Source organism: Providencia sp. PROV174 (genome assembly GCF_028480685.1).
GTDB lineage: Bacteria > Pseudomonadota > Gammaproteobacteria > Enterobacterales > Enterobacteriaceae > Providencia > Providencia rettgeri.
Genome location: NZ_JAMPOT010000011.1, coordinates 126,169 through 143,851, shown reverse-complemented (window position 1 = coordinate 143,851; position 17,683 = coordinate 126,169). Strand labels below are relative to the sequence as shown.

The window sequence follows — 17,683 nt, the reverse complement described above, 5'->3', positions numbered from 1 at the left end:
ATAAAGCAAAAACAGCTTTTTAAGTAACCCTCAATTGCCCTCTCGGGAGGGGGATCGGCATTTGGTGGCTGGTTTATGTATCTTTAATTCATTTTATTATTTCATTTCATTGTATAGGTTTAATAAACTTTCGATTTATCATTCGATTATTATTTAAAAAGAGTTATAGTAGTGATTAATTAATAAGTTAATTAATCATAATATGATAGGTGAGCTATCTTGAGCTTAATTAGAAAATATCGCCATATTATCAGCGTTAGCCTGCTATCCTTATTGTTAATGGGATGCAACCAAGGACATTCCCCATTATTCCCAATGTTAGGCGCTTATTTTCCTTATTGGATGCTATGTGTCTTAATTGGATTGGTTGGCGCTATATTATTGCGTGTTGTTCTCGTTTATTTAGAAATTGATGATAAGTTGCCTTTTCCTCTGATGTTTTACTTTGGTGTCTTGTTGACAATCTCTATTACCGTATCCTTACTTTATTTTTCTCATTAAATTATGAATATAAAAAATAAAAAAAAGATAGCCATCATTCTCTCAATCGGCATATTTGCGGCTTTATTACTATTACTATGGAAAAGCCTGCAAACATCGATTCTGAACCCACTAAGTGAAGAGGCCGTGATTGAGGCCAATAAAATTAACATTTCTTCTGTCGTTCCGGGACGGATAAGCCAGTTTTATGTTAAAGAAAATCAGGAAGTCAAAAAAGGCGATCGATTATTTACCATTGACCCGACTATGTATGCTCTACGAGTGAACCAAGCTAAAGCCGAGTTGCTTGTTGCAGAAGCGGCGTTAAGCAACAAGAAGAGAATCATTGTCGCTGAAACATCAAATTCTGAAGTGGCTGAAGAGCAAATAAAACGTGCACAAGTTAACCTTGCACTGGCAACTCAGTCTTTAAAACGTTTAGAGCCATTGTTGGCGAAAGGTTTTGTTACCGCCCAACAAGTTGATGACGCCCGAACCTTAAAACGTGATGCAGAAGTCAGTTTAAAACAAGCTCAAAAACAAAATGTGGCATCAGAAGCATTAATTAATAACACCAAATCTGAAGAAGCACTTGTTGAGTCATTAAAAATATCACTCGCCATGGCTGAGTGGGAATTGGGTAACACGGAAATTAAGGCACCGAGTGATGGGTATATTGTTGGACTAACTATATCAGCGGGTGAGTTTGTGCTTTCAGGGCAATCTGTTTTTACCTTAATTGATACAGAGACATGGTTTGTGTCCGCATACTTTAAAGAAACAGAGTTAGACAACATCCAAATGGGCAGTTGCGCGGTTGTTTATTCAATGATTAATAATAAGCAACCTATTAAAGGCCGAGTACAAGGTGCTGGTTGGGGGGTAATGTCTACTGACCTGCTGAATATACCTCGAGACTTACCTTATGTCCCCAAGTCTTTAAATTGGGTGCGTGTTGAACAACGTTTTCCTGTGAGAGTAATTTTAGAAAACCCGCCGAAAAATCTGATGCGTGTTGGTGCGACTGCCACTGTTAATATTGTATCCCAAGATGATGACTGCTAAAGCTTTACTGGTTCTTCAACAAATAAAACAAGATTTGTTGCCATTTAATTTTCGTTTCGCAACCACATGGCGGATTGCTTTACTGTGCGCATTAATGGCTGGCATTGCGATGTTATACGAAATCCCAGAATCGGCGATTAGCTGTTATTTAATTATCTACCTTGTTAAAGCCAATGCGATTGAAAATATTCTGTTATGTATTGGTGTCATAGTGCTATGCAGTATAGCAGTCTGTGTGATCTTTATATTGTTTAACTTTACTATTCAAAATGTGATGTTGCGTTTCTTCTTTATGGCCCTTTTCTCAGGGTTATTTATGTATTTGTCTTCAGCGAGCAGCCTTGGTGATGTCGGTAACTTAATTGCCCTTGTAATTGCATTTCTAATGACATTGATTGATGATGTTCCTTTTGGCGATGCCGCAACAAGAGGGCTTTTATACGCACTATTAATGGCAGTATCTCCCATGTTATTGGTGGTTATCTTTAATTACTTTTTTGGGATTAGCCCTAAAAAATTATTAATGGGTAAGCTAGCTGAGCGCTTTCGGGCTGCAAACCAATTTTATTTAGGAAAAATGCCGTATTCAATTCAAATTAGTGAAGCTTTAAGTACGCAGGCGGAATGTAAGCGGAACCTAATGCTCATCAAAATCTTTTTTCTAAAAGGAAAAAAGGAAATCCAGTGGCTAGATAGCATGATTGATAATTCGTATGAAATACTGATCATGTCCTTAAATTTACCCGATGATACTTCCGCTGAAATTCGTCTATTACTTGCGAAAAAATGTCAATTTATTGCACAGTGTTTGGAAAAAAACCAAATTGAACAATTAGAAACGCTAAAAAGCGAAAAAAATAGTTACCTTGAAAACCAGCAAATACTGGCTGATTTTCAAGATATTCTATTTAAGAAGAAAGTGAGTAGTGACCCTAAGGCTAAAAATCCCTTTTTTGTTAAAGACGCTTTTACAAATCCAAACCATAAATATTTCGCCATCAAAACAACCTGCGCTGCACTCATATGCTATGTTTTTTATGACTATTTTGAATGGCAGGGGATCCACACAGCGATGATCACTTGCTACGTTGTTGCATTGACTTCTGTTGGTGAAACAGTACATAAGCTAACGCTGCGTATTATAGGGTGTTTAATTGGTGCATTAATCGGGATTATTTCGCTTGTGTATATTATCCCTCATTTATCCGATATTTTTAGCTTAATGATACTCATCTTTTTCTGTATTTTGCCTGCTGCATGGGTGGCTGCGGGTAATGAACGTATATCCTATGCCGGAGTCCAAGTTGGGCTGGCATTTTTATTAACCGTTCTTCATGGTTTTAAACCGAGCTATGATCTGGATGTTGCCTCCGATAGGATCCTCGGTATCCTATTAGGTAATGTTGTCATGTACATTATGTTCACTAAAGTGTGGCCTGTTTCTATCATGACCACAGTTAACTCTCAAATTAGAAATATTTTAGATAGTTATTCAGCACTTAAATTAAAATCTTATGGTAACAATGTCGAGGCTCTCAGTTTGGTTGCTGCAATCAATGAGGGCGTTATTAAAACAAAAGATGATATTAATTTATTGATGTTCGAAACCCACTTTAAAGATAAAGGGGGGGCTTTAACCCATTTTTTAAACCAATTCTTAACCAAGGTTTCAGTAGATAGTTACCAAAATTATTCGTCTGAATTTATTCCTTTTAACCATAAAGATCATTTTGATTCGAATACAAATTTAAAATCCGCCAGTGATTTGAAATATGATGTATTAAATACGATACCTTCAACTTTATCGGCTCAAGAAAAAGAGCAAGTCATTAAAGAACTAGTGAGCGAGAAGTAATGACAATGACCCAATCAATGAGATACGAAAAAAAACGATATTTACTCATCTCGATATTCAGCATTTTTCTTGTCGGTTGTGTCGATACGAGTCGTTCATTTATGGATAAAACACCGCAGCCTTTACAATATGAAACTGACACATATATCTCTTCCCCTGAAGAGAATTTATATGCTGAACATAATGAAGTATTTAAAGAGCAATATGACCTAGCAAGCCTTATCGATGTCGCACAAAAAAATAATCCTGAAACACGTATTGCTTGGGAGCTTGCTAAAAAAGCCGCAACCAATGTGGGAATGGTAGAAAGTACCTATTTACCCGTTATAACTGCAACGGCACTAAGTGGCTATCAACGTGGAACGTTGAAGTTACCACATAATGATTTGGTCGATAAAATTGATGTTTCTAACCATGTTTTTATCCCTGCGATAACTTTTCAATGGCTATTGTTTGATTTTGGTCAGCGAGGGGCATTAACTGATGCAGCCAAACATGCATCTTTAGCTTCTGACCTTAACTTTAATTTACTTCACCAAAAAATTATTCATGATGTGACCATTGCTTATTATGCTTATGGTGCAGCACAGAAAAAAACAAAAATAACTTATGAAGCTTTGGAGCGAAGCCAGCGTTTATTGTATGCCGTAGAGCAAAAAAAAGCGCGTGGGCTAGCAACCGTACTGGATGTTGCATTAGCGAAGCAGCAAGTTTCACAATTAGAGTTTCAGAACGTATTAGCTAAAGGGAAAGAAAGAGATCAATACCAATTATTACTCTCTACCATCGGTATATCTCCACTGAAAACAATTAATATTCAATATAATGATAACGATGTTTTGCCTGATAATATCGCACCATTGACTCACGAACGGATCAGAAATGCGTTAGCCCAGCGCCCTGATGTGCTTGCTAACTATGAACTTACACTGGCAGCGATGAAAACGACCCAATCTGTGGAATCTGACTATTTTCCTAAAGTCTATTTAGCAGGGGCAGTCGCCGGGGGAAACAGTCGTTTAGATGTGCAAGGACTACCGGGTATCAACCAAAGTTCTTCATCTTCAAATATTTTGATAGGTATCAGTATCCCGCTTTATGAAGGGGGAATAAGGCAAGCACGTATGAAGAATGCTCAGTCGGATATTCTTATTGCCCAAGAGAATTTACGGAAAAGCCAAGAAATGGCGATTCGAGAGATGAGTTTAACTGAGAATGCACTAAAATCAGCTGTTGAGGCCAATAAAGCGGCGAAAAACTTAGTCGAAACAACTCAATTAAGTTATACCGCCAGTGTTGATTTTTATAAAAATGGTTTAGGAACAGTGACTGAAATTAATGCCGCAGAAATTGCATTATTAACAGCCGAGCTTGCTCATATTGATTCTTATACGGGTTCAGTTATTGCAGCTGTGGATTTAGCCTTTGCATTAGGTGAAATTGAAAAGGCTTTACCAAGGTATGAAGATGCTACGATAAAATAGGTTTATGAGATAGCAGAAGATAACCTAGTATTTATCTTCTGCAATTGTAAATTAATAAATATTCAGTTGTTGAAATACAGGTTTTCCTGCACTACTAAATTGGCTAATTGAATATTGATTATAATTCATTTCACCATAGCCTCTAATATACATTACACCATTAGATAAATCAGACAAGCAGCTCCAAACAGTATATTCAGAAAGTAAACTATTTTGAGTGCCTTCTCCTTCCCCCATATTATCAACTGTAATATTTTTAGTACGGTCAAAATTATTCATAATGTGGGCGAGTGTAATCATAGCGTCTTTTGCATTGCCAACTTTTGGTGCATAAGTGCTATAAAAAACCGCTCGAATGAAACGTCCAACAGACGTATCCGACGAAGGTAGATTTGATGTTGCAATACCACTATCAGGTTGAGTAACTCGAATATTACCCAGTAAATTTGTTGATATATCTAGGTTTGATAACTGAGTATAATTATTCAGGTTTTTTAAATGCCATTGAAAATCAGGTCCATTAGTCATGACACGAGTAGGGTTATCAAAAACCTGCAATTTGCCATTTACGGCTTCAACAATAATGCTACCACCGTGTTTATCATAAAAAGCATAGTGGAATGGTGATGTTAAATTCCTAAAATTAACAAGAATAGGGGACCAAAAATAACCATTTTCAACCGCTTTTTTAACTTCATCAACATGACTAAAAAGGGATAAAGCCCATTCACCTAATGCAGTAACAGGTAATGATAGACAATAATTTTCCGGATTAATTGGCGTAAGCTCTGCTTCAGAAATCATATTTGCACTAAACGTTAATCCTGCACTATTTAACCCCTGGAATATATTATGGTTATCTCCATCAAAATAAACTTCGGTCGTTATCGCAAGAATATCGAATTTAGATGTATAATTAATACCATTTGCCCCGTTAGGGGCTTTTTTCTGAAAAAAAGTATTCGCAGGATAATATGTTATCCAAGAGGGTAGGTCTTCCGTTAATTCTAATGTTCGCCCTTGGTAAATATTATTTTGGCTATCTGTTATTGATAAACTCGTACACATTCCATTTAACCTCGTTTTATGAAGTATTCGCGAATTTGTAGGCTACACTTCATTTCAATCAATGTGGGTCGTAAGGTAGCTAAATAAATATTACCTGATAATGAAGATTATTTATATTGAAATTATTTTTCAATAATAGGTGACGCATTAAAATAATAACCGAATCCCAATTTAGTGGGATTCAACGTATTAATAATACTGACAACTATTTGAAGAACTATTTGGTAAGTTATTCTTAACAGGTTTTGGTAGATGAGCTAAAAACCAAGTGATAGCAAGTAAGTCTGCACTACCACCAGGGCTTAGGTTTTTAGTTATAAAAGTATTATCTAACAAGATTAATTGCATTTTGAGTTGCGCATAGTCCATGTTATCAGAGTTCAAAAGTGCCATGGCGGCATTTTGGGCAAAGTGTAAACCATCTAAACCACCACGTGAAACAAGGTTAGTGTCATCATTATAGGCCATGAGTGTTAGTAACGTTTGATGCAATGCTCGTTCATTATCCCATCCCATCGCATGAAATTTTTGATAGGTAGGAAGCCCATATTTTAAGACAGTAGCAAAGCCGGATTCAGCTTCTCCACGAGCTCCTGTTAGTCCATAGAGCTGGTAAAATTGTTCCCCGGCTGTTGTGGCTTCTTTAATGGGTTCGAGTTCACGTACGACCATGTTTTGGCAAATGTTTGCGACTTCTTGGCAAATTGAATTGGCGGTGATATTGGTGTTACGTGCTAATAATCGACCCATTGCCGCGAACACCAGGCCGAAGGAAAATATTGCGCCCTTATGTGTATTGACGTTGTTAGTTACCTGATACATGGCTTTTTCACATGCTAAACCGTGCTCTCTTAAAGCATAAAGTGTTTGTACCGCAGGTTGCTTTCCTTGAAAGTAGCCAAGGTAAACAAATTCAGGCAAGTGGTTAGCAACGGTGCGAGCGCTGCGGGCAAACATATAGTTGTCCATATCTTGATGTGAGCCATTGTTGCGCATATCAACTAACCCTGGTTTTGGTGTTAGTAGTACCTCTTCCATCATGGCTTGATACGCAAGTTGACTCAAATTTTTAGCCCAAAATACGTGTGTTTCATCGCTTGGATGGGAGACGCTATGGTCAATAACATCAATTCCCTGCACGTTGTTTAAACTCATCTATCCTCCGGTGAATGGTATTAATCAATGTGTGTACATCATGAGCGTGTGAACGTGCACAAAGATGAGCAGTTTTTTCACATAGTAGGCAACGACGTGGTGGTAACCCCACCTCAGAACGAGATATTGGACGTTTATGGGTATTAATGACGTCGATGTCCCATAAACGACCAAGTGGATGTGCCCTTTCAAGGCGAACACAAAGTTTTTTTAGATCTAAGATACTCAGCCCGATATTGTCTATAGGTAAACAATAAAAAGCTTCAGGCCCAGTAATAAGGTGTTCACATTGGTAATGAGACGCATGCAAGTGTAGATGTTCTACCGCGTTATTCATTGTTTTAACTGCTAGTTCCATCACATAGCGTGATGCACTAGAATCTTTAACCTCACCCGGCCATACCAATGAAATAAAAACGACAGGTTGATGGTATTTTGCAAGAAGATATTGCTGTTTTTCAGCGCGTTTTTCACGGCAGTTCAACATATTTTCTAGTGTGACTTTTTGTTCTATTATCATGCTGACCTTACGGAATAATATTGTTGATTACTTTTGTGAATTGAATAAAAAATCAAAGGTAGTTTTTGGCACGAGGCGTGCGATAGCCGAGGCATCACCTTCATCTAGTAGTTTTCTGACCCTTGATGCAGAGACAGGACTGCCATCAATTTCGATGCGTAGAAGTTCTTCTACCTTGATAGCGGGGAAGGAACAAGTTGATTCCGAGAGCCAAAATGCCATATCTCGATTATATTTTGCGGTGACAGGGTCAAAAGGTTCAGTCCCCACAAATCTCACATTAATTCCCAGTGTTGGTGCAATTTTCTGCCTAAATAACAATAAATCTAACGCAGTGCTGCATTCATCGATTAACCCTTTGTCTTTGATAAAATAGGATGGGAAGGTGGCTTTGGATATCATGTAGTCCGAGCCGGGATGGAGCGTGACCCGTTCAAGCCCTTTAATGCCGTCACGGATTAGTGCTAACCTGTCGCGATAAGCAAAACGTGAGGCATCTTGTTTTACAACAAACAGATGTAGCCAATTACAATGTTCCAAGGCTTGAGTGATAAGGTAACGATGGCCTAATGTAAAAGGGTTGGCGTTCATCACGATACTACCAATGGTTTTTCCTGAAACGTGTAATTTCGCCAATTCATCGCAATAGTTTTTCAAGCCATACGGCGAGTTTTCCATCAAAGTGACTTGTGTTGGAACACTGACGAGTGGCGTAAAACCAGCACTTGTAAACAGTGGAACATTACATGGTTTGGTATAGAGAAATAGCCGTTCAATGCCTTGCCGATAAGCTAGATTTGTGACCTCGCTTAGAAGCTGTAAACTCAGAGCTGCGCCTCGATGATTGTTATCAATAGCCACACATTTGATAATATTGCCATCTAACCCCGCACAGCCAACGAGTTGCCCTTGATATCGAGCTTCAATGAATTGTGTCAGCCCTATTTCAAGTTGAAGTTCATTCGCATTCAGTAGTGATTCGAGTTCACGATGAATCAAGGTTGAAGGTTGAAAGAGGGAATTAAATTGGTATCGGTCGCTCATGAGGCCTCCAAGAGAAAGTTCGTTTATTCGCTGCTTTATCAACAGCTAACCGATTTTTTTAATAAGGTTCACTTAGGGCGTTGGTTGTTACCCTAAGTGAAATCATGGGTTAGCTAACGGTTTGGTAAACGACGTCAATCACCGTGCCATCTCGATATTCAACTAATGCGACAATATTATCAGTGAGCTTAATCGGATCGGGTACGCCTGCAATGTCTTCTGCTAACTGTTTCATTTCTTCAATGGTAATTAGTGGCAGTCCAGCTTGAGAAAGGCGGTCGAGTAAGTCTTGCCTGCGCGGGTTTACCGCAATTCCATATTCGGTAACCAGCACATCCACGGTTTCTCCGGGGGTGGTAATCGTGACGATTTCATCACGTAATATAGGCAAGCGTCCACGAATTAAATTTGCGGTAACAATCGTCAATTTAGCACCTGCAGCGGCATCACTGTGACCACCTGAACCACCCATGATATAACCGTTTGAGCCAGTAACGACGTTGACATTAAACTGGGTATCCATTTCCGTCGCTCCCAGAACAACGCAATCTAATTGATTGACCATACAGCCTGAATTAAATGGGCTTGCGTACATGCCTGCACTAACCTCAAGATGATTTGGGTTCTCTTTCAAAGAACGGACGGCATCAAGGTCAAAGCCTTGTACATCGACGAGTCGTTCAAATAATCCTTCTTCAAGCATGGAAACGAGATAACCAGTAATTCCACCTAAAGCAAAACTACCGACTATCGATTTTTCTCGCATGATATGACGTAAATAGTGTGCCACGGCTAGTGATGCACCCCCTGCACCGGTTTGGAATGAAAAACCGTCTTTTAGTAGGCCTGATGCTTTAATTGTTTTTGCTGCTAGTGAGGCAATTTTCAGTTGAACTGGGTCTTTAGTGACTTGCGTTGTTCCAGAAACAATTCCCTTAGGATCACCCACAGATGGTAGTGTAACCACATAATCGACCCGAGTCTGAGAAATTGAAATGGTTTTTAGTGGGTAAGGGAGTAATGTATCGGTTACAGCAACCACGCAGTCAGCATATTCAGCATCGGGAAAAGCATAGCCCAGTGACCCACACGCAGTTGGTCCTTCGGTACCATTGAGGTTTCCATATTCATCAGCGGCAGGTGCGGCAATAAAAGCGACGTCAATATGTAAGTCGCCACACTCGATGGCTCGCGCTCGGCCACCATGGCTTCTTAACATTACAGGGTGGGCAAGTACTCCTTGTGAGATAGCGGTAGCCACAGGCCCTGACATATAATCGGTATCAAGGTAAGCGACGGTACCACTTTTAAAGTGTTCGATCATAGGTGCATGCACCGGAAATACAGAACTGAGTGCGATTTTAAGACCTTTAAGCCCACGTTGAGCAGCGATATCTAATACTTGATTAACTAAGCTGTCACCATTGCGAAAATGGTGATGGAATGAGAGTGTCATGCCATTACTGATCGACAGCTCATCAAATATTTCTTCTAAACAATTTCTTAGCTTTTGGTTCCCTGGGCGTTGGCATTTCACTTTGGGTGCACTACGTTGCATGTTAGGAACTCGTGCGAATGCACCAGCGTAAGGCATCAATGCATCAGTAACAAATATCTTTTCGGGTAGCTCGCGATTGACATGATTCTTCATACCGTTTCCCCTTGTGATAGATTGAGATAGGCAGCTAACGCGAGAGTACGTTCAGCTCGTAGTACGATAGGGGCGTCGATCATTTTTCCATCAAGAGCAATAACGCCAGTACCTTGTTTTTTCGCTTGTTCAAGCGCATCAACGACTCGATGAGCCCATTGAATATCTGCATTTGTCGGGCTAAAAGCCTGATGAATAATATCTATTTGGCGCGGGTTGATAGCTAGCTTTCCTTTGAAACCTAGCTGACGAGCGAAAAGTGAATCTCGCTCAAGGCCTACCTCATTTTGGGCATCAGTAAATGGGGTATCGATGGAGTCAATCCCCGCGGCAGCGGCTGCATTGATGATAGTGGTTCTTGCCGATAAAATTTCTTCACCGGAGGAGGAGCGTATCGCCCCCAGTGAAGCGGTGTAGTCCTCTGCACCAAAGCTAATAGCCCAAACACGAGAATCCGCAACTGCTATATCATAGGCATGAATAATACTCTGCGGTGTCTCTAACAAAGGAATAATTCTAACGGTTTTTTGTCCCGGTTTTTCTGCGCGTTTAATCAGGGTGACAATATCGTGTATCATTTTAGGATTGTCGATTTTAGGCAGCATTAGTGCATCAGGTTCACAAGGAACGATGGTTGCAATATCTTGTTCTCCTCCTGCGTCAAGCGGATTAATACGTACGGTTTTATGGCTATTGCCATAACTTACTTTACGCAATGCATGGCTGACGAGAGTGCGAGCCGCATCTTTTTCTGGTGGCGATACCGCATCTTCTAAATCGAGGATCACCGCATCAGCTCCGAAAACGCCCCCATTTTGTAGCATTCCTGCATTATTACCCGGTAAAAATAGTAGTGTTCTAAGTAGGTCCATTATTCGTTTTCCTCCGCTGTCATGCTATTCGCTCGTTGAATAGCCGTTTGCATTCGCGCGCGGATAGTGCAGTCTAGGGCGCCTTTGTCTATGGCTTTGATATAAATGTCAGGAAAACCTGCTTTGTTGGCTTCTTCTTGTAATGTATAGCGGATGGCCTGGCCAAATTGCGCCTCTACGATACTGGTTAATTCAATTTGAATACCGGAATTGGCTGGTTTCTCTTCGACAAAAATCATGATGTCGTTAGATTCTAAGGTTCCGGCATGGCCTTTTTTGATAGTCATTATGTCGCCTCCTAAGTACTCAGCTAATTACACGCATTAAAATTGCAGCCAACACCACAACACAAGCTCCACCTAAACGCGTGGCGATTTGAGCAAATGGCATTAATTCCATACGGTTACCCGCAGATAAAATAGCGACATCACCAGTTCCACCTAAGCCACTATGGCAGCCAGTGACCATGGCAGATTCAATTGGATACATATTGAGATAACGGCCAATGAAGAAGCCACTTGAAATCATCGCGAGTACTGTTGCGGCAACGGTAGCAATATAAGCAGGGGTAATAGCAGCAACGACTTCATTCCAAGGGGTATATAGAACACCGACACCGACTAAAAGCGCCCAAGTCAGGTTCTGTGCAACAAAGCGATACAGTTGATAAGCACCCAGTTCCATCTCACGTGGCATAATACCAAGCGTTTTTACCAGTGCAGCGGACAGGATCATAATAATAGGTGCAGGGATTGGAATAAAGTAATTGGCTAACATACCAAACAGATAGAAACAGCATGCGATTATCAGGCCCGCTCCCATTAAACCAAAGTCAATCGGTTGGTTTTCATTCTTAGCACTTAAATCAATATCACCTGATCGCACTAAGGTTCCGTTACCTGTTAGATGTGGTTTTTTCACACCTAAATGACGCAGGTAGCCAGCGGACATGATGGCAAATAAGTTACCTAACATGGCTGCAGGTACTAACATTCCAATAAATTTGTCTGGTGATTGATTCAAAATCTCTGAGTAAGCAACGGATAGCGGTAAGATACCTTCACCAATTCCACCTGATAAAATAGGAATAACAACGAAGAAGAAGGAGTGGTATGCACCGAGTCCTGTCAATGAACCAACGGCAACCCCCGCGATACAGCTAGCAATGGTACCGATTGCTAGTGGAACAAACATCCTTAAGAAGCCTTGGATTAGTACAGCACGTACCATGCCGAGAATACTTCCAGATACTAAACAAGCAATGTAGAAATAAAGGAAATTTGAAGTTTTAGTGAATGATGAAATCGCGGCAACTGCCGTTGGGTTGATCAGGTTGTAGAAAACTAAGACGGATGGAACGAAAATGGACAAAATAGCAGGTCCACCAATGTCTTTGAGGATCGGTACGCGCATCCCGATATCACCAAGTAACATACCGATTATCATCATTACGGCAATACCACCTAACATATCTGAAGGCAATTTCCCGAATACTGACGCCAAGATAATAATAGTTGCAAGGATAAGATAAAGCGGAAGGGGTAGCGGCCCAATTTTTGTTTGCCAAAATTTCGGCTTAACTGCTTCTGTGGTAATTTGAACGTCTTTTTCCATTATGGGACTCCTTTTATAGTCGGAGCCATTTTGGTGTAAACATGACGTCATCGTCTCGCATCTGAAACTTAGTTAAGCATTATGAAACTTATGTAAGTGGTTAATTTTAAAAGTTTAATTTGGGAGTTAAATCACGGTTTAGCTGTTGGTTAGTTAGGAATATCGCGACCATTATCACGTAATTAGCATAAGTTCTGCATAACAATGTTATGCAGATCACGATTGATTTTAGGTGAAAATACTAACGGATTAATCGATAAAGTGTCACTGGCCTACCTTGACCACGATAGGCAAGTTCACTATATAGCTCACCTATCTCGACCAGATAGTCGAGATATTTTTTTAATGATATGCGCGATAGTTTGACGATAGGCACAAGTTCTTGAACATCAAACGGTTTAGTTTGCTCTCGAACGATAGACTGAATTCTTGTCAGTGTCTCATGCTCTATGCCTTTTGGCGTTTTATGGCTTTGTGTTTCTTTAGCAAAGATGCGGCTATCGATAGCCGCTTGGCTTAGGTTACTTTCATCTGTTAACAATTTGACTCGTTCATGATAGCTAACGAGCGCAGATTGAAATCGTTCAAAAACAAAAGGTTTAACAATATAGTCAATGGCTCCTAGGCGTAATGCTCTCTGGATATCAGCACCACCTCGGGCGGCAGTGACCATAATAACATCAACATTTGAATAGTTTTTTCTGATCTCTTTAAGCAGGCTAAGACCATCTAATCCTGGCATAAAAATATCGAGCAACAACAGCGAAACATCATGGTTCTTCATGAACTCAAGGACTTCAGTACCACTATTAATTACTCCAACTAATGAAAACCCATCAATCATATTTAGATAGCCTTTATTTAATTCAGCTACCATTGGGTCATCTTCGACAACTAAGACATTAATCATCACTACCTCCATTAATTACTTCTGCAGGAATATAGATGGCGAATGTCATGCCACTGCCAACATGGCTAAATACGTCCATTGTGCCATTTAGCTTATCCAACGTTGCACTAACCAAAAATAAGCCAATTCCCCGATGCTCACCTTTTGTGGAAAACCCGCGTTGAAATATTTGTGGAATATTTTCTGCTGGCATTCCTGAGCCACTATCACTGACTTCGATGTACCATTTATTATTTTTTAGCGCTAAATGAAGAATGACCTCTTTCGTTTCAGAAAGTTGTACAGCATCAAAGGCATTGTCTAACAAATTTCCTAATAGCGTCACTAGCGCATGGCTCACTCTGGGTTGTTGAATTTCAGGAACGACATCATTGATATCAATAACCAGATCGACACCCATTTCTTTAGCGCGGCTGAATTTGCCCGATAAGAATGCTGATAAAATAGGATCCCGAATGGCATCATTGATGAAAGCTTGCTCACTTTTATTTTCATTAATAATGTCAGACAAATACTCAAGTAACACTTGTCGATTTCCACCGAGTGCTAATCCATTAATAACGTGGAGTTTATTGAGGTGTTCATGTGCAGATGCGCGTAATGCCTCTACATAACGGTTCACACCAGTAAGCTCTTCAGCTAGCTTGCTCACTTCCGACATATCACGAAATGTTGCGATTGCACCGATGATTTGACCGTTGGCATACAAAGGAACTCGATTGGTTAATATCGATATTCCATGAAGATTTTGTTCACGATCGAACTCTGATTCTCCTGAGAGGAGTACGTCGAGTAGACGAGTATGTGGAATACATTTTTCTACTTTTTTACCGATTAAATCAGGAGAGATCCCCGCAAGGCTTAAAATACGCTTGGCTTCGCTATTGACCATTGTCAATCTGGCATCACGATCAACAGCGATAATCCCTTCTCGGACAGAGGCGAGCACAGCATTACGTTCTCCCAATTGACGAGCAATTTCCAATGGTTCAAGGCCAAACAGAATTTTTTTGATACTGTTAGATAACCCGATAGCCAGTACAATACCAATCAACAGAGCTAGTGTAAGGGCAGAGCGGATTGGTTGATTAACCTGTTCGATGGCTTGGTCGATGCTATTGGACATAATACCAACGACGACAGCACCGACTTGCTGACTTTGTGCATCAAAAATAGGTTTGAATGCCCGCAAGGAAAATCCCAGTGAACCTTTTGCGGAAGAATTATAACTTTCACCTCTAAGTACACGCCTTTCATCGCCGCCTTCCATCGGTTTGCCGATTTTAGCGACATCAGGGTGGGATATTCGGATAGCATTCATATCAATCACCACAATAAATTCAACACCAGAAACACTTTGAACGGATTGTGAGTAATCTTGTATTTCTTGTAATGCCTCTTGAGTTGGGTTTACCAATCCTTTGGCGACTATGGGGGATAAGGCGATAACATCTGCTACGACTTCGGCTTTATCAGCCGCTTCATAATGCAAACGGTCATCGATATCTTTTGAAATCTGGATGTTAGCTACGATAAGTGGTAGTGCTAGCACAGTCACGACTAAAACGATAATTTGTACCCTTAGTGGTAGGCGCGTAAAAAAAATAAATAGTTTCATTAATTTCTTCTTATTATGTAAAAAATATTATTTCTTATAATTTGTAGGAACCTAATTTGTTCCTACTCTGGTATAAAAAGCATACCATGCGCTTATATATGGTAGGGGAATGTCTTACCCTGAATGTGAGCCTGTGCAAAATGAATTTAATCGAGGAATCTTCTCTTCCATCAAGGTCAATTCATTGTTTTGACTTCGATGGTAATTGCAGAGCTATATTTGACCTTATTGTTGCCAATGAAAGGGGCTTGAAACTCCATATACTGCTCGTATTTCAAAATGCAATTGAAGGTATGTAATAGCTAAAGGTGAACCTTTAATGTTGTGTGTTAAATAATATAGAGCTGCGATACCTGCAATTGTATCCGCATAGTAGGGGGGATGTGGGTAGAGTCGAATAGAATTCAGTTGAATTGAAACTTTGGCGGAGTGTTAATTTTAGTGGGCGTTACAAACAAAAACAGACGTCGATTGACGTCTGTTGAAAATTAGTGGTGCCCGGACTCAGAATAAAACTAGAAATATAGTGCATTGATATACCTATTATTATCGAAAGTCAAAAACAAAAGAGCCCCCGTTAGGGCCCCAGGATGTTTTTGCATTGATTTTGAAGTCGAACAAGGTACTTTTCTATTCGATCTTAAATTACAATTTGGGTTCGCGTAGCGGAATCGTACTCGTTACCGACTTCAAATATATTTTCCAACATCAGGTGAATCATTTTAGCATAATTTTATTGGATAAATACCTCTATTGATAGTGGTTGACTTTCGTGGAGAGCGTTAAGGTGTACTCCAATGTAAACTTGATTACGTTATAGATATAGGACGCGGGAATGCAAGGGGAGATGACTTACTTAACGCTTTATCTTTTAGAGATCCTCTTTTGTGCTATTCAGCACATGAAAACCTAATTCAGTTAAGATCCAACGGTTAGAGATGTGCCATTGAATCAATCCTTTTTTCTCCAACGAATCGAGCGTCTTTTTGTTGCAGAGTTGACCGTAATTGAATTTCACATTACTCAAGGTTTTTAGTTGTCGTTCTGATAATTTCATCGCGTTCATCGTAAGATCCAATTATTTAACGTATACTGTGGCTATAGTTGTTCGCATCCATAAAAGTGCGCATGCATTTGCTCGGTGAGTACCCACAACGCTTTATTGAGCTTAATATCCCCATCAATCCCATTCACTGAGCGCGTGCGAGCGCGTTTACCTTTGGCATTCCTGCCTGATAATCCTCCCTTGATTAAATTTTCTTGCAAACGTTTGTACACCGTCCAAAGATCGTCCTTCTTTGGCATGCAAAGAACGGGTAAAAACCTTCTTTCTGTAAACTATCGAGTAAAGTAATCGTAGGAATGTAAGTGTACTTTTCGCTACGAGATTCATGTTTTCTTCTGAAAACACACTGGGTACTGTGCGAAATAACTCTTCGATGGTTAATGGGCGCTCACGGCGAATATTATTCGCTGAACCAAAGCGGGAGGCTAAACGAGTCATAATAAATTTCCTTAAAAATAAAGTAGATAGGTAAGACTGAGAGAATAAATTAAGTAAGTGGCTAATCGATTATATGGAAAATGGCTGAACTTTCAGGGTGTTGAATGGCGTAATCACTAAGCTGATAGAAACGCTCAACGAGTAGCTCACTTTCGGTTCTAAATGACCACATGCTATACAGCATCAAACAGACAGCGACACCTGCCGCTTCAGGGCTCAATACCGCCTCATTGCCATTGTGCATATTGAACAGTGTTAATTTTTCGGGGCCCAAATCAGGATAAATAAATGCGCCACTATTGGGTAAGGTGCAGTACTCCCAATAACCGCCCGTATATTCATCACAGAACTGCCCCATGAGAGTGAAAATGACCACTTCAAACGTGGCGAAGCCTTTAACGGTGCCAAAGTGGGTTTGCCAAAAATGCGTGCGCTGGTGGTTGGAAACGGGTGTTGCGATGATGGGTTCAAGTGTCATAAGAAAGCCCTTTTGTGGATAGGATGAAATAAAAAAGGCAGACCAGTTGGCCTGCCTTTATGGTTTATTACCGAAAAATCAATCGTTAATGCTTAGTTATTGCTAAATAGCCCATTAAGCAGTCGCTCAATGGCTCCTCCTAATAACGTGGTACAGGCTAGCGTCGCCCCTAGTCGAGCCGCTTGAATTTCCGTGTCGGAATACTCACCTTCAAGTGTGAGTTGCTCATTGACCGTCTTCTGGGCGTAGTAAGTGATAGACACCAGTGTCAAAACACTCACAGAGGTGGCGATAAGTTTAAAAATGGACATAGATTACCCTTTAGTCAGGCGTTCACTGAATATGAACGCCGAATAGTGTGTGAA

16 protein-coding genes and 1 pseudogene are annotated in these 17,683 nt (G+C 40.2%); 4 read left to right on the top strand and 13 right to left on the bottom strand.

The features are described from left to right. Positions 1-219: 219 nt before the first annotated feature. The 4 genes from PSE60_RS11605 to PSE60_RS11590 are packed head-to-tail and all read left to right on the top strand — an operon-like array spanning position 220 to position 4,884. Positions 220-501 (top strand): YtcA family lipoprotein, encoded by a 282-nt coding sequence (locus PSE60_RS11605; protein WP_210836952.1) that lies wholly within the window; start codon positions 220-222, stop codon positions 499-501. Between the two features lie 3 nt (positions 502-504). Further along, positions 505-1,545, top strand: coding sequence for a multidrug transporter subunit MdtN (mdtN, locus tag PSE60_RS11600; protein ID WP_210836953.1), 1,041 nt, complete (start codon positions 505-507; stop codon positions 1,543-1,545). Beyond that, on the top strand, positions 1,532-3,400 hold the full coding sequence (locus PSE60_RS11595) for an FUSC family protein (protein ID WP_272665513.1): 1,869 nt from the start codon (positions 1,532-1,534) through the stop codon (positions 3,398-3,400). Before mdtN ends, PSE60_RS11595 begins: the two co-directional genes overlap by 14 nt. Beyond that, positions 3,400-4,884, top strand: a complete 1,485-nt coding sequence (locus PSE60_RS11590; protein WP_336298612.1) for a TolC family protein — start codon at positions 3,400-3,402, stop codon at positions 4,882-4,884. Before PSE60_RS11595 ends, PSE60_RS11590 begins: the two co-directional genes overlap by 1 nt. Before the next feature lie 51 nt (positions 4,885-4,935). On the opposite strand, the gene PSE60_RS11585 is transcribed toward PSE60_RS11590, so the two are convergent. From PSE60_RS11585 to PSE60_RS11525, 13 genes and pseudogenes are all read right to left on the bottom strand, one after another. Then, positions 4,936-5,952 carry a linear amide C-N hydrolase gene (locus tag PSE60_RS11585; protein ID WP_272665511.1) on the bottom strand — a complete coding sequence of 339 codons (1,017 nt, stop codon included), beginning with the start codon at positions 5,950-5,952 and terminating at the stop codon, positions 4,936-4,938. Positions 5,953-6,141: 189 nt separating this feature from the next. Then, complete coding sequence (gene citG, locus PSE60_RS11580) at positions 6,142-7,107, bottom strand: triphosphoribosyl-dephospho-CoA synthase CitG (protein WP_272665510.1); 966 nt, start codon at positions 7,105-7,107, stop codon at positions 6,142-6,144. Then, positions 7,079-7,627, bottom strand: a complete 549-nt coding sequence (citX, locus tag PSE60_RS11575) for a citrate lyase holo-[acyl-carrier protein] synthase (RefSeq protein WP_272665509.1) — start codon at positions 7,625-7,627, stop codon at positions 7,079-7,081. Before citX ends, citG begins: the two co-directional genes overlap by 29 nt. Positions 7,628-7,654: 27 nt before the next feature. After that, positions 7,655-8,671: a [citrate (pro-3S)-lyase] ligase gene (gene citC / locus PSE60_RS11570; RefSeq protein WP_272665508.1), complete on the bottom strand. Its 1,017-nt coding sequence runs from the start codon at positions 8,669-8,671 to the stop codon at positions 7,655-7,657. A gap of 109 nt (positions 8,672-8,780) precedes the next feature. Next, positions 8,781-10,322 carry a citrate lyase subunit alpha gene (gene citF, locus PSE60_RS11565; RefSeq protein WP_272665506.1) on the bottom strand — a complete coding sequence of 514 codons (1,542 nt, stop codon included), beginning with the start codon at positions 10,320-10,322 and terminating at the stop codon, positions 8,781-8,783. Then, positions 10,319-11,194, bottom strand: a complete 876-nt coding sequence (locus PSE60_RS11560) for an HpcH/HpaI aldolase/citrate lyase family protein (protein ID WP_210836964.1) — start codon at positions 11,192-11,194, stop codon at positions 10,319-10,321. Before PSE60_RS11560 ends, citF begins: the two co-directional genes overlap by 4 nt. Then, complete coding sequence (gene citD / locus PSE60_RS11555) at positions 11,194-11,481, bottom strand: citrate lyase acyl carrier protein (RefSeq protein WP_210836965.1); 288 nt, start codon at positions 11,479-11,481, stop codon at positions 11,194-11,196. Before citD ends, PSE60_RS11560 begins: the two co-directional genes overlap by 1 nt. A gap of 19 nt (positions 11,482-11,500) precedes the next feature. Beyond that, complete coding sequence (locus PSE60_RS11550) at positions 11,501-12,808, bottom strand: 2-hydroxycarboxylate transporter family protein (protein WP_210836966.1); 1,308 nt, start codon at positions 12,806-12,808, stop codon at positions 11,501-11,503. A 241-nt stretch (positions 12,809-13,049) separates the two neighbouring features. Next, positions 13,050-13,718, bottom strand: coding sequence for a response regulator (locus tag PSE60_RS11545; protein ID WP_210836967.1), 669 nt, complete (start codon positions 13,716-13,718; stop codon positions 13,050-13,052). Beyond that, complete coding sequence (dcuS, locus tag PSE60_RS11540) at positions 13,711-15,336, bottom strand: DcuS/MalK family sensor histidine kinase (RefSeq protein WP_272665505.1); 1,626 nt, start codon at positions 15,334-15,336, stop codon at positions 13,711-13,713. Before dcuS ends, PSE60_RS11545 begins: the two co-directional genes overlap by 8 nt. A gap of 1,098 nt (positions 15,337-16,434) precedes the next feature. Then, positions 16,435-16,840, bottom strand: a pseudogene (locus tag PSE60_RS11535) (hypothetical protein). A gap of 61 nt (positions 16,841-16,901) precedes the next feature. Continuing rightward, positions 16,902-17,318, bottom strand: a complete 417-nt coding sequence (locus PSE60_RS11530; protein WP_272665504.1) for an antirestriction protein — start codon at positions 17,316-17,318, stop codon at positions 16,902-16,904. Between the two features lie 92 nt (positions 17,319-17,410). Then, a complete protein-coding gene (locus PSE60_RS11525; protein ID WP_272665503.1) occupies positions 17,411-17,629 on the bottom strand; it encodes a hypothetical protein in 219 nt (72 codons plus the stop codon). Between the last annotated feature and the right edge of the window lie 54 nt (positions 17,630-17,683).